This is a genomic window from Aureimonas flava, from assembly GCF_003583935.1.
In the GTDB taxonomy this organism is placed as follows: domain Bacteria; phylum Pseudomonadota; class Alphaproteobacteria; order Rhizobiales; family Rhizobiaceae; genus Aureimonas; species Aureimonas flava.
In genome coordinates, this window is sequence record NZ_QYRN01000004.1 from 383120 (window position 1) to 395659 (window position 12540).

Sequence of the window (12540 nt, forward strand, 5' to 3'; positions counted from 1 at the left end):
GGAGGGGCGCATGCCGACCGAAATCCTGATGCCCGCCCTGTCTCCGACCATGGAAGAGGGCACGCTTTCCAAATGGGTCAAGCAGGAGGGCGACAGCGTCGCCCCCGGTGACGTGATCGCGGAGATCGAGACCGACAAGGCGACCATGGAGGTCGAGGCCATCGACGAGGGCACGATCGGCAAGATCCTGATCGAGGCCGGGACCGAGGGCGTGAAGGTCAACACGCCGATCGCCATCCTCCTGGCGGAGGGCGAGAGCGCCGACGACGCCGTGTCCGCCGCGCCGAAATCCGCTTCGCCCCCAGCCGCGCCGGCCGAGAGCGAGCCGCAGGCCGCCGAGGGCGACAAGTCGAAGCCCGCGCCGGTCCCGGCCCAGGGCCTGTCGCATCCGGAGGTCAAGGACGCCGACGGCGACTTCGCCGAGGAGATTCCGGCCGGCACCAAGATGAAGACGCAGACCGTGCGCGAGGCGCTCCGCGAGGCGATGGCCGAGGAGATGCGCCGCGACGAGACGGTGTTCCTGATGGGCGAGGAGGTCGCCGAGTACCAGGGCGCCTACAAGATCAGCCAGGGCCTGCTCGACGAGTTCGGCGCGCGCCGCGTGGTGGATACGCCGATCACCGAGCACGGTTTCGCCGGCATGGGAGTGGGCGCGGCCTTCGCCGGGCTCAAGCCGATCGTCGAGTTCATGACCTTCAACTTCGCCATGCAGGCGATCGACCAGATCATCAATTCGGCCGCCAAGACGCTCTACATGGCCGGCGGCCAGATGGGCTGCCCGATCGTGTTCCGCGGCCCGAACGGCGCCGCCGCGCGCGTCGCCGCGCAGCACAGCCAGGACTACGCGGCCTGGTACAGCCAGATACCCGGCCTCAAGGTCGTCCAGCCCTATTCGGCGGCCGACGCCAAGGGCCTGATGAAGTCGGCGATCCGCGACCCGAACCCGATCGTGTTCCTCGAGAACGAGATCCTCTACGGCCATTCCTTCGAGGTGCCCGACACCGACGACTGGACGGTGCCGATCGGTAAGGCACGCATCCACCGCAAGGGCAAGGACGTCACCATCGTCTCCTTCGGCATCGGCATGACCTATGCCGTGGCGGCCGCCGAGCAGCTCGCCAAGGAGGGTATCGACGCCGAGGTGATCGACCTGCGCACGATCCGCCCGATGGACGTCGATGCGATCGTCCGCTCGGTGAAGAAGACCAATCGGTGCGTGACGGTCGAGGAAGGTTGGCCGCAGAGTTCGGTGGGCTCGGAGATCGCCTCGCAGCTCATGGTCAAGGCGTTCGATCATCTCGACGCGCCCGTTCTCAAGGTCTGCGGCAAGGACGTGCCGATGCCCTATGCCGCCAATCTCGAGAAGCTGGCGTTGCCGTCCGCTAAGGAAGTGGTCGAGGCGGTCAAGGCCGTCTGCTACCGCTGAAGGCGCTTGCGAAGTCCCGGCGCACGTGCGCCGGGACCTCGCCCTGCGGGCCCGGCGGCCGCGCCGACCCGCTTCGCCGCGGTGCGGCAAAGGTGCCCGCTTGACGGGGCGGCCGCGCAGGCGACCCTTGATCGCGGCCGAACGGTTCCGCGTCAGGCGGATCGTGGCCCATGGAACTATCGATGCCCGTCGAATGGGCGACTGAGGAGACGTTCGCCGATGCCGATCAACGTCACGATGCCGGCCCTTTCGCCGACGATGGAAGAGGGCAACCTCGCGAAGTGGCTGGTGAAGGAGGGTGATAAGGTCTCCTCCGGCGACGTCATCGCGGAGATCGAAACCGACAAGGCCACGATGGAGGTCGAGGCCGTTGACGAGGGCACGGTGGCCAAGATCGTGGTTCCGGCGGGCACGGAAGGGGTCAAGGTCAACGCCGTGATCGCCATCCTGGCCGCAGAGGGCGAGGACGCCTCCGCCGCCGCTTCGACTGGCGGCTCCGCCGCGCCGGCGCCGCAGTCCGTGGCCGCCGACCAGCAGGCCGTCGGCACCGAGGCCGATGCAAAGCGCGCCGACGAGCGCGGCTACGAGCGCCCCGCCGAGACGGCCGCAGGCGGCGCACCCGCGCAACAGGGCGCTTCCGGTTCCCAGCCCAAGGGTGGGCGCGTCTTCGCCTCGCCGCTCGCGCGCCGGCTCGCCAAGGAGCAGGGCGTCGAGCTGTCCGGCGTTCAGGGCAGCGGGCCGCACGGCCGCATCGTGAAGGCCGACATCGAGACCGCGGCCAAGGGCGGCGCGAAGGCGCCTGCCGCCAAGCCGTCCGACACGCCCGCGGCCGCGGGCGCCGCGCCCTCGGCCGCGCCTAAGCCGGCGAGCGACGACGCGATCCTCAAGCTGTTTGCCGAGGGTTCCTACGAGAAGATCCCGCACGACGGCATGCGCAAGACCATCGCCAAGCGGCTGGTGGAGTCGAAGCAGACCGTGCCGCACTTCTACCTGTCGGTGGACTGCGAGCTCGACGCGCTCCTCGCCCTGCGCAAGCAGCTCAACACCGCGGCGCCCATGATCAAGACCGAGGCCGGCGAGAAGCCCGCCTACAAGCTTTCGGTCAACGACATGGTGATCAAGGCCATGGCATGCGCGCTGGTCGCGGTGCCCGACGCCAACGTCTCCTGGACCGAGAGCGCCATGCTGAAGCACCGCAACGCCGATGTCGGCGTCGCCGTGTCGATCGAGGGCGGCCTCATCACGCCGATCATCCGCAAGGCCGACGAGAAGACGCTGTCGACCATCTCCAACGAGATGAAGGACCTGGCCAAGCGGGCGCGCGCCCGCAAGCTGAAGCCCGAAGAGTATCAGGGCGGCACCACGGCCGTCTCGAACCTCGGCATGTTCGGCATCAAGGACTTCTCGGCGGTCATCAACCCGCCGCACGCGACGATCCTCGCGGTCGGCGCGGGCGAGGAGCGGGCCGTCGTGAAGGGCGGCGCCGTGACGGTCGCCAACGTCATGACGGTGACGCTCTCGACAGACCACCGTGCGGTGGACGGGGCGCTCGGCGCCGAGCTCATCTCGGCCTTCAAGCGCTTTATCGAGAACCCGATGAGCATGCTGGTCTGATCGGCGGGTCTGGGGAGCCGCGATCGTGAAGACCGTTCTGTGCTTCGGCGACTCCCTGACCTGGGGATACGACGCGGCCGGGCCCGGCCGGCATCGGTACGAGGATCGGTGGCCGAGCGTCGTCGGCGAACGTCTCGGGGGCCGAGCGCGCGTCGTCGCGGAAGGGCTCAACGGGCGCACCACGGCCTATGACGACCACCTCTCGCCTGCGGACCGCAACGGTGCGCGGCTGCTGCCGACGATCCTCGCGACGCACGAGCCCGTCGATATTCTCGTGATCGCCCTCGGGTCGAACGATCTGAAGAAGCACACGGGCGGCGGGCGCGCGGCCGAGGCGGCGTTCGGCATGGCGCGGCTGGTGGAGATCGCCCGCCAATTCCCGTCGCCCTTCGGCTTCCGGGTCGGCGAGATCGTCCTGGTCTCGCCGCCGGCCCTGGTGCCGACGGCCGATCCCGACTTCGACGCGATGTTCGGTCACGGCCTGGCCGAGTCGCGTCGCTTCAAGGACGCCTATGCCCGCGTCGCCGAGGCCACCGGCTGCCACCATCTGGATGCGGCGGACCATTGCGTCGCGACCCCGCTCGACGGGGTCCATCTGGATGCCGCGAACACCTGCGCGCTCGGCGAGGCGGTCGCGCGAATGCTGATTCCGCTGATCTAGCAAAAAAACCCTTCCGACGGAGACACGACCATGGCCGATACCTATGACATCCTGATCATCGGCGGCGGGCCGGGCGGCTACGTGGCGGCCATTCGCGCGGCGCAGCTCGGCTTCAAGACGGCCGTGGTGGAGCGCGAGCACATGGGCGGCATCTGCCTCAATTGGGGCTGCATCCCGACCAAGGCGCTGCTGCGCTCCGCCGAAGTGTTCCACTATGCCGAGCGCGGCGACAACTACGGCCTAAAGATCGCGAAACCCGACTTCGACATCGGCGCGGTGGTGAAGCGTTCGCGCGGGGTCTCGGCCCAGCTCAACGGCGGCGTCGCCGGCTTGATGAAGAAGAACAAGATCGACGTGATCTGGGGTCAGGCGAAGCTGTCCAAAGCCGGCAAGGGCGGCCCGGTGGAGGTCGTCGTGGGCGAGCCGTCCAAGCCGGCGGTGCAGCCGCAGAACCCGGTTCCGAAGGGCGTTCTCGGCCACGGGACCTACAAGGCGAAGCACGTGATCGTCGCCACCGGTGCCCGTCCGCGCGTCCTGCCCGGCATCGAGGCGGACGGCGAACGGATCTGGACCTATTTCGAGGCGATGAAGCCGCAGGCCATGCCGAAGTCGCTGATCGTCATGGGATCGGGCGCGATCGGCATCGAGTTCGCCTCGTTCTACCGCACCATGGGCGCCGAGGTGACGGTGGTCGAGCTCCTGCCGCAGATCCTCCCCGTGGAGGACGCGGAGATCGCGGCCGTCGCGCGCAAGCAGTTCGAGAAGCAGGGCATGAAGATCCTGTCCGACGCCAAGGTGGCCAAGGTCGCCAAGACGGGCGAGGGCGTCGAGGTCACGGTGGAGCAGGGCGGCAAGAGCCAGGTGCTCCGGGCCGAGAAGCTGATCTCCGCGGTGGGCGTGCAGGGCAACACCGAGGGGCTGAACCTCGAAGGCGTGGGCGTCGCGGTGGAGCGCGGACTGGTCAAGGTGGATGCCTACGGGCGCACCAATGTCGAAGGCGTCTATGCGATCGGCGACGTCGCGGGCGCGCCCATGCTGGCACACAAGGCCGAGCACGAGGGCACGATCTGTGTCGAGAAGATCAAGGGCCTTGATGCCCATCCGATGAAGCGCACGCAGATCCCCGGCTGCACCTACTGCCAGCCGCAGGTCGCCTCCGTCGGCCTCACAGAAGCAAAGGCCAAGGAGGAGGGGCGCGAGGTCAAGGTCGGCCGCTTCCGCTTCATCGGCAACGGCAAGGCGATCGCACTGGGCGAGCCGGACGGCATGGTGAAGACGGTGTTCGACGCCAAGACCGGCGAGCTCCTCGGGGCGCACATGGTCGGGGCGGAGGTGACGGAGCTGATCCAGGGCTTCGTGATCGCCATGGGCCTCGAGACCACCGAGGAGGAACTGATGCATACGGTGTTCCCGCATCCGACCCTCTCCGAGATGATGCACGAGAGCGTGCTCGACGCCTACGGCAAGGTCATCCACATGTAGGCAGGAAAATCGCGGCGAGCCGGCCGACGAGGTCTTGTCCACAATTCCGCCGCACTATCTCAACTCTCGGTATTTGTACCGTAGGAGATACGCATGGGTTGGCTCGCTGCAATTATCGTTGGTGGCATCGCCGGTTGGCTGGCGGAACAGGTCATGAAGAGTAACATGGGCCTCTTCCTGAACATCATTCTCGGGATCGTCGGCGCCGTTTTCCTGAACTTCCTTCTCGGCATCCTCGGTGCGACGGATCTTCAGGCGGGCGCCAGCTTCTCGTTCCAGTACCTGATCGTCGGTTTCATCGGCGCCTGCATCCTGATCTTCCTCTTCCGGGCAGTCCGCGGACGCCGCGTCTAAGCGCGATTGCGTGACTGTCGAACCGAGCTTAAATGACGTTCAATGGTCACGATCCTAGACGCCCGATCCCCGGCCGGCGCCGCAAGGCCTCGCCATCCCGAAAAGGCGCACCGCCCCGATACGGCGGTGCTGCCCAAGCCTGACTGGATCCGGGTGAAAGCCCCGGTCTCGACCGGCTATCTGGAGACGCGGGAGATCGTCAAATCCAACCGCCTCGTCACCGTGTGTGAGGAGGCGGGTTGTCCCAACATCGGCGGATGCTGGGAGAAGAAGCACGCGACCTTCATGATCATGGGCGGCATCTGCACGCGGGCCTGCGCCTTCTGCAACGTCGCGACGGGCCTTCCGCATGCGCTGGACCGGGACGAGCCGGCGAGCGTCGGACGGGCCGTGGCCAGCATGGGGCTTTCGCACGTCGTCATCACGTCGGTGGACCGCGACGACCTGCCCGATGGCGGCGCACAGCATTTCGTGGAGACGATCCACGCGATCCGCGCCTCGGCGCCTGGCACCACGATCGAGATTCTGACGCCGGACTTCCTGCGCAAGCCCGGCGCTTTGGAAAAGGTCGTCGCGGCGCGGCCGGACGTCTTCAACCACAATCTGGAAACCGTGCCGTCGAACTACCTGACGGTGCGTCCGGGCGCGCGCTACTTCCACTCCATCCGCCTTCTGCAGCGGGTGAAGGAACTGGATCCGACGATCTTCACCAAGTCCGGCATCATGGTCGGCCTCGGCGAGGAGCGGAACGAGATCTTTCAGCTCATGGACGACCTCCGCTCCGCGGACGTCGACTTCATGACCATCGGCCAGTACCTCCAGCCGACGCGCAAGCACCATCCGGTGATCCGCTACGTGACGCCCGAGGAGTTCAAGTCGTTCGAGACGATCGGGCTGACCAAGGGCTTCCTGGTGGTGGCGTCCAGCCCGCTGACACGCTCGTCCCACCATGCGGGCGACGACTTCGAGCGTCTGAAGGCCGCGCGCCTGGCGAAGATCGCAGCCTGATCCATGCCGAAGTTCGAGAATGCCCGCGTCGTTCGGCATACGCCCGACGAGATGTTCGAGCTTGTGGCCGACGTGGAGCGCTACCCCGAGTTTCTGCCGCTGTGCCAGAGCCTGGTCGTTCGTTCGCGCCGGGAGCGGGACGGCAAGACGCTGCTGATCGCGGACATGACCGTCGCCTACAAGATGATCCGCGAGACCTTCGCCTCGCAGGTGCTCCTGAAGCCGGCCGAGCGTGAGATCGACGTGAAATACGTCGATGGTCCGTTCCGCTATCTCGAGAATCGCTGGACCTTCGTGCCGCATCCCGACGGATGCGAGGTGCGGTTCTTCATCGACTACGAGTTCAAGAGCCGCACGCTGGGTCTCCTGATGGGCTCGATGTTCGACTACGCCTTCCGGCGTTTCGCGACCGCCTTCGAGGAGCGGGCCGGCAAGGTCTATTCGGCGCCCGCCTGAGACAGGCGCTCCAGCGCCGCTTCGATCATGCGAAGCGCCGTGGCCGCGCTCGCGGTGCGCACCGCTTCGCGCCCGAGCGCCCCGTAGCGGTGTTCCGCATGGACGATCCCGTCCCGCGACGCGCAGGCGAAATGCACGAGCCCGACCGGCTTCTCCGGCGAGCCGCCGCCCGGGCCGGCGATCCCCGTGATCGAGACGGCCAGGTCGGAGCCGGCGGCGCGAAGCGCGCCCGCGGCCATCGCCTCGGCCACCTCCCGCGATACGGCGCCGTGCCGCTCAAGCAGATCCGGCGCCACGCCGAGAAGGCGCGTCTTCGCCTCGTTGGAATAGGTCACCAAGCCGGTTCCGAAAACGGCGGACGAGCCCGCCACGCCGGTGATCGCCGCCGCCACCAGTCCGCCCGTACAGGACTCGGCCGTGGACAGCGTCAGGCCGCTCACCTGCGCCTTGGCGACGACCGAGGCGGCGAGGCGGGCAATCTCGGTGTCCACCGCGTCAGCCCCCAAAGACCACGCTGGCCGTCGCGATGGCGGCGATCCCCTCGCGCCGACCGACGAAGCCGATCGTCTCGTTCGTGGTGGCCTTGATCGAGATCCGCTCCGGCTCCAGCCCGGTCACCTCGCCGATTACCGCCACCATGGCCGCGCGATGGGGACCGACCTTGGGCGCTTCGCAGATCAGCGTCACGTCGACGTTGCAGATGCGCCCCGACCGCTCCCGCACGATGTCCACGGCGCGCTGGAGGAAGATGCGCGAGGCGACGCCGCGCCACTGCGGGTCGCTCGGCGGGAAATGCGTGCCGATGTCTCCGGCCCCGCAGGTGGCGAGGAGCGCGTCGGTCAGGGCATGGAAGCCGACATCTGCGTCCGAGTGTCCGAGAAGCGTCTGGTCGTGCTCGATCCAGACGCCGCACAGGGTGACGCCGTCGCCGGGCACGAGTTTGTGGACGTCGTAGCCGTTGCCCGTGCGAACGTCGATCATCGGCGGTTCCTCTCGAAATCGCTCGGCGGCGAGCGTCAGTTCTCGCGCGAGCGTCAGTTTGACGTTCTCGGGATCGCCGGGCACCAGGCGAACCGGGATGCCGGCCCATTCGGCGATCGAGGCGTCGTCGGTGAAGGACGCACGCGTCTCCCGCGACGCGCGGGCATGCGCCTCGCGGATCAGACCGTAGGGAAAGCCTTGCGGGGTCTGCGCGCCGAAGAGGCCGGAGCGGTCAACCGTCGCGTCGATCCGGTCGCCGTCCGACCGCTTCAGTGTATCGGCGACGGGGAGGGCGAGAATCGCCCCGGTTTCGGGGTCGATGTCGGCGACGACCCGGAGGATCGCCTCGGACGACACGAAGGGGCGAACGGCATCGTGGATCAGCACCATGTCCGGATCGATCCCGGCGAGGGCCTCGAGGCCGCAGCGTACCGATTCCTGGCGCGTCGCTCCGCCTTCCACCAGCACGACGCGATCGAGGAGATCGTCGAGCGCCCGGCCGGCGATCGCGTGGTCTTCCGGGTGGATCACCACCACCACGTGCGTGAGGCCGCCGGTCGACAGGAAACGCTGCGCCGTGCGCCACAGCACCGGACGGCCGCCCAGATCGAAATACTGCTTCGGTCCATAGGGTGTCAGCCCCGCGCGCGACCCGCGGCCAGCGGCAACCAGGATCGCTGCGATCTTCATCGACCATCCACTTCGAACCATTCTCACCCGCTGTGGTCAGCATATCCGACCGCAGCGGGCAAGTGTGCGCGCCACGGCCGTGTGCGGTGCAGCATGCCATTGCTTTGCACACCAATTTTGATTGTCTTTTGTGCAGGCGACGATATGCTGTTTCAATGTGCTCACAAGACGTCGAGTTTCGCGATTTCGGCCGATCGCCCACGAGGCCGGATGACCTGTGGATAGGCAGGTTGAGCGTTCGCTCGCGCGTGTTTCTGGCGCCTTTGTCGGGAATCACCGATGTGCCGTTTCGCCGGCTGGTGCGCTCGTTCGGCACGCAACTCGTCTATTCCGAGATGGTGGCGAGCGGCGAACTTGTTCGCAACGACCAGGAAAGTCTCCAGCGCGCCGGGGCGGACGGCCTCGGGCTGCATGCCGTGCAACTGGCGGGGCGCGAGGCCGACGCGATGCGCCGAGCGGCCGAGATCGTGGCGGGGCAGGGCGCCGACCTGATCGACATCAACATGGGATGCCCCGCGAAGAAGGTCGTCGGTGGGCTCTCCGGCTCGGCCTTGATGCGCGACCTCGACCACGCCCTTCGGCTGATCCAGGCGACGGTGGAGGGCGCGGGCGCGGTGCCGGTCACGCTCAAGATGCGGCTGGGCTGGGACCGCGAGAGCGTCAACGCCGACCAACTCGCCGTCCGGGCTCAAGGCGCCGGCGTGCAACTCGTGACGGTGCACGGTCGCACCCGCGACCAGTTCTATACGGGCAGCGCCGATTGGGGGGCGATCGCGGCCGTCTCGCGCGCCGTCGCGATCCCGGTGGTCGCCAACGGCGATCTTCAGCGCCGCGCCGATCTCGGGGGCATGCTGCGGGCGAGCGGCGCGGCCGCGGCGATGGTCGGTCGAGCCGCATGCGGGCGGCCCTGGTTCCCGTCGCTGGTCGCCGATGCGCTCGACCCGGCGCGGATGGCCCGTGGCTTCGCCGACCTGGTTCTCGACCATTACGACGCGATGCTCGACTTCTACGGCCCGCAGGCCGGCCTCCGGCAGGCCCGCAAGCATCTCGGCTGGTATCTCGACCGCTTCGAGGCGAGCGTCGGGGCGAGCGCCCCCGCCGACCGCACGGACCTGATGCGTGCCACGGACGCCGGGCGTGTGCGCGCGATCGTGCGCGATCTGATGGGGGCGGTGCGGCTGTCGGACGTCGAGCCCGAGTTCGGCCAGCCCGCCCGCCAGGCCGCGTGAGCGATGAAACAAAGGGAAGCCGCCTTGCCGCTCGATCAGTTTTCGCTGCTCAATGCGCTGCCGCATCCGGTGGTCGCGCTCGACGAGAGCGGCCGTTTCACCTTCGCCAATTCCGACGCCGAGCAGTTCTTCTCGGCCAGCGCGGCGCATCTCGGCAAGCGCCGACTGTCCGACTTCGTGCCGCATGACAGCCCGGTGCTCGGCCTGGTCGAGCAGGTGATGCGCGACCATTCGAGGATCAGCGAATACCGGGTGGACGTGTCGTCGCCGCGCCTCGGCATGGATCGGCTGGTGGATGTCTACGTGTCCGGCCTCAGCGACCCGCCGGGGCATGTCCTCCTGATGTTCCAGCTCCGCTCGATGGCGGACAAGATGGACCGGCAGCTCACGCACCGCTCAGCCGCCCGCACGGTGACCGGCCTCGCGGCGATGTTGGCGCACGAGATCCGCAATCCTCTGTCCGGCATCAAGGGCGCCGCACAGCTTCTGGAAGCGGAGGCGAGCGACGAGGACCGCGTGCTGACGCAGCTCATCCAGGACGAGAGCGAGCGGATCGTGAAGCTGGTGGACCGGATGGAGGTGTTCTCCGACGAACGCCCCGTCGAGCGTTCGGCGGTCAACATCCACTCCGTGCTGGAGCATGTGAAGACGCTGGCGAAGAGCGGCTTCGCGCGCGACATCAAGATCTCGGAAGCCTACGACCCGTCGCTGCCGTCGGTGTTCGCCAACCGCGACCAGCTCGTCCAGGTCTTCATCAACCTCGTGAAGAACGCCAGCGAGGCGGTGGCCGGCCGGCCGGACGGCGAGATCAAGCTGTCCACCGCCTTCAAGCCCGGCGTGCGACTGTCCGTGCCGGGGGCGCGTACGCGCATGACGCTGCCTCTGGAGTTCGTGGTCGAGGACAATGGCGGCGGCGTGCCCGACGACATTCGCGAGAACATCTTCGATCCGTTCATCACCACCAAGCCGAGCGGCACCGGCCTCGGGCTTGCGCTGGTCGCCAAGATCGTGCGCGACCACGGCGGGGTGATCGAATGCGATTCGCACCCCGGCCACACGATCTTCCGCGTGCTGATGCCGGCATGGAGGGAGCCGGCCTCGCCGGATTCCGAAGGAACGACACCGAAACGCAGGCGAACGCGCTGATGGCCACCTCCCAGATTCTCGTTGCAGACGACGACGCGGCCATCCGCACGGTCATCTCGCAGGCCCTGATGCGGGCCGGCTTCGAGGTGCGCGTCACGTCGAACATCGCCACGCTCTGGCGCTGGATCAGCGCCGGCGACGGCGACCTCGTCGTCTCCGACGTCCTGATGCCCGACGGCAACGTCTTCGACGTGATGCCGAAGATCCGCAACACCCGGCCCGACCTGCCGGTCATCGTCATGAGTGCGCAGAACACGTTCATGACCGCCATCCAGGCCTCCGAGAAGGGGGCCTACGACTACATTCCCAAGCCGTTCGACCTCACCGAGCTCGTCGGCATCGTCCGCCGCGCGCTGGCCGAGCCGAAGGCCGAGGCGCGCGCCAAGGCGATGGAGGAGGGGACGGAGTCGATCCCCCTGATCGGCCGTTCCCCCGCCATGCAGGACATCTACCGCGCCCTGGCGCGCATGATGCAGACCGACCTGACGGTGACGATCACCGGCGAGTCCGGCACCGGCAAGGAGCTGGTCGCCCGCGCGCTGCACGACTACGGCCGGCGCCGGAAGGGGCCGTTCGTCGCCATCAACATGGCCGCCATTCCGCGCGATCTGATCGAATCCGAGCTCTTCGGACACGAGAAGGGCGCCTTCACGGGCGCCCAGGCGCGCGCCAGCGGCCGGTTCGAGCAGGCGGAAGGCGGAACGCTGTTCCTGGACGAGATCGGCGACATGCCGATGGAGGCGCAGACGCGCCTCCTGCGCGTGCTCCAGCAGGGCGAGTACACCGTCGTGGGCGGACGGACGCCGATCGCGACCGACGTGCGGATCGTGTCCGCCACCAACAAGGATCTGCGCCAGCTCATCCAGCGCGGCCTGTTCCGCGAGGACCTGTTCTACCGGCTCAACGTGGTGCCGTTGCGCCTGCCCCCGCTGCGCGAGCGCATCGAGGACCTCGTCGACCTCACCAACCACTTCTTCGGTCTCGTCCAGAAGGAAGGCCTGTCGCGCAAGACCCTGACGTCGGGCGCGCTGGACGTGATGCGCCGCTACTCCTGGCCCGGCAACGTTCGCGAGCTGGAGAACCTCGTCCGGCGACTCAGCGCGCTCTATCCGCAGGACGAGATCACCGCCGAGGTGCTCGAGCACGAGCTCGCCAGCGAGCATTCCAAACCCATCGGTTCGGACGGAGACGGGTCCAAGCCCATCGACCTTTCGGCCGCCGTGGAGCGCTACCTGTTCGAGTATTTCGGCTCGTTCGGAAACGAGCTGCCACCGCCGGGGCTGCACGGGCGGATCCTGCGCGAGGTGGAGTATCCGCTGATCGCCGCCGCGCTCGCCGCGACGCGGGGCAACCAGGTGAAGGCGGCCGATCTCCTGGGCGTGAACCGGAACACCTTGCGCAAGAAGATCCGGGACCTCGACATCTCCATCGTGCGCTCGATCCGCTGATTTTTTAGCCGCCACTCGTTGCATTCTGGACACAATGCGTTGCAA

12 protein-coding genes are annotated in these 12540 nt (G+C 67.8%); 10 read left to right on the forward strand and 2 right to left on the reverse strand.

The window, feature by feature from the left end; translation table 11 throughout:
- The first annotated feature begins 10 nt into the window (after positions 1-10).
- The 7 genes from D3218_RS09625 to D3218_RS09655 all read left to right on the forward strand — a co-directional run bounded on the left by D3218_RS09625 (position 11) and on the right by D3218_RS09655 (position 7001).
- Positions 11-1426, forward strand: coding sequence for a pyruvate dehydrogenase complex E1 component subunit beta (locus D3218_RS09625; protein ID WP_119539846.1), 1416 nt, complete (start codon positions 11-13; stop codon positions 1424-1426).
- Between the two features lie 219 nt (positions 1427-1645).
- Positions 1646-3040, forward strand: a complete 1395-nt coding sequence (locus D3218_RS09630; protein WP_119539848.1) for a pyruvate dehydrogenase complex dihydrolipoamide acetyltransferase — start codon at positions 1646-1648, stop codon at positions 3038-3040.
- A 25-nt stretch (positions 3041-3065) separates the two neighbouring features.
- Complete coding sequence (locus tag D3218_RS09635; RefSeq protein ID WP_119539849.1) at positions 3066-3701, forward strand: SGNH/GDSL hydrolase family protein; 636 nt, start codon at positions 3066-3068, stop codon at positions 3699-3701.
- Positions 3702-3731: 30 nt separating this feature from the next.
- Positions 3732-5183, forward strand: a complete 1452-nt coding sequence (lpdA, locus tag D3218_RS09640; protein ID WP_119539850.1) for a dihydrolipoyl dehydrogenase — start codon at positions 3732-3734, stop codon at positions 5181-5183.
- A 93-nt stretch (positions 5184-5276) separates the two neighbouring features.
- The gene (locus D3218_RS09645; RefSeq protein ID WP_119539851.1) at positions 5277-5537 is read left to right on the forward strand and encodes a GlsB/YeaQ/YmgE family stress response membrane protein; all 261 of its coding nucleotides are present in this window, start codon (positions 5277-5279) and stop codon (positions 5535-5537) included.
- Between the two features lie 42 nt (positions 5538-5579).
- On the forward strand, positions 5580-6545 hold the full coding sequence (lipA, locus tag D3218_RS09650; protein WP_119539852.1) for a lipoyl synthase: 966 nt from the start codon (positions 5580-5582) through the stop codon (positions 6543-6545).
- Between the two features lie 3 nt (positions 6546-6548).
- Entirely contained in the window at positions 6549-7001 is a 453-nt protein-coding gene (locus tag D3218_RS09655) for a type II toxin-antitoxin system RatA family toxin (protein ID WP_119539853.1), read from the forward strand.
- Here D3218_RS09655 and D3218_RS09660 read toward each other — a convergent pair.
- Both D3218_RS09660 and D3218_RS09665 read right to left on the reverse strand, forming a co-directional pair.
- Positions 6983-7492, reverse strand: a complete 510-nt coding sequence (locus D3218_RS09660; RefSeq protein ID WP_119539854.1) for a CinA family protein — start codon at positions 7490-7492, stop codon at positions 6983-6985. The two genes, D3218_RS09655 and D3218_RS09660, sit on opposite strands and share 19 nt — an antisense overlap.
- A gap of 4 nt (positions 7493-7496) precedes the next feature.
- Complete coding sequence (locus tag D3218_RS09665) at positions 7497-8672, reverse strand: bifunctional 2-C-methyl-D-erythritol 4-phosphate cytidylyltransferase/2-C-methyl-D-erythritol 2,4-cyclodiphosphate synthase (protein ID WP_245414984.1); 1176 nt, start codon at positions 8670-8672, stop codon at positions 7497-7499.
- Between the two features lie 230 nt (positions 8673-8902).
- On the opposite strand from D3218_RS09665, the gene D3218_RS09670 reads away from it, so the two are divergent.
- From D3218_RS09670 to ntrC, 3 genes are read left to right on the forward strand one after another with little or no spacing between them, the layout of a single operon-like run.
- On the forward strand, positions 8903-9901 hold the full coding sequence (locus D3218_RS09670) for a tRNA dihydrouridine synthase (protein WP_245414985.1): 999 nt from the start codon (positions 8903-8905) through the stop codon (positions 9899-9901).
- A 3-nt stretch (positions 9902-9904) separates the two neighbouring features.
- Positions 9905-11047 (forward strand): two-component system sensor histidine kinase NtrB, encoded by a 1143-nt coding sequence (locus tag D3218_RS09675; protein ID WP_119539857.1) that lies wholly within the window; start codon positions 9905-9907, stop codon positions 11045-11047.
- The gene (gene ntrC / locus D3218_RS09680) at positions 11047-12495 is read left to right on the forward strand and encodes a nitrogen regulation protein NR(I) (RefSeq protein ID WP_119539904.1); all 1449 of its coding nucleotides are present in this window, start codon (positions 11047-11049) and stop codon (positions 12493-12495) included. Before D3218_RS09675 ends, ntrC begins: the two co-directional genes overlap by 1 nt.
- Positions 12496-12540: the final 45 nt, after the last annotated feature.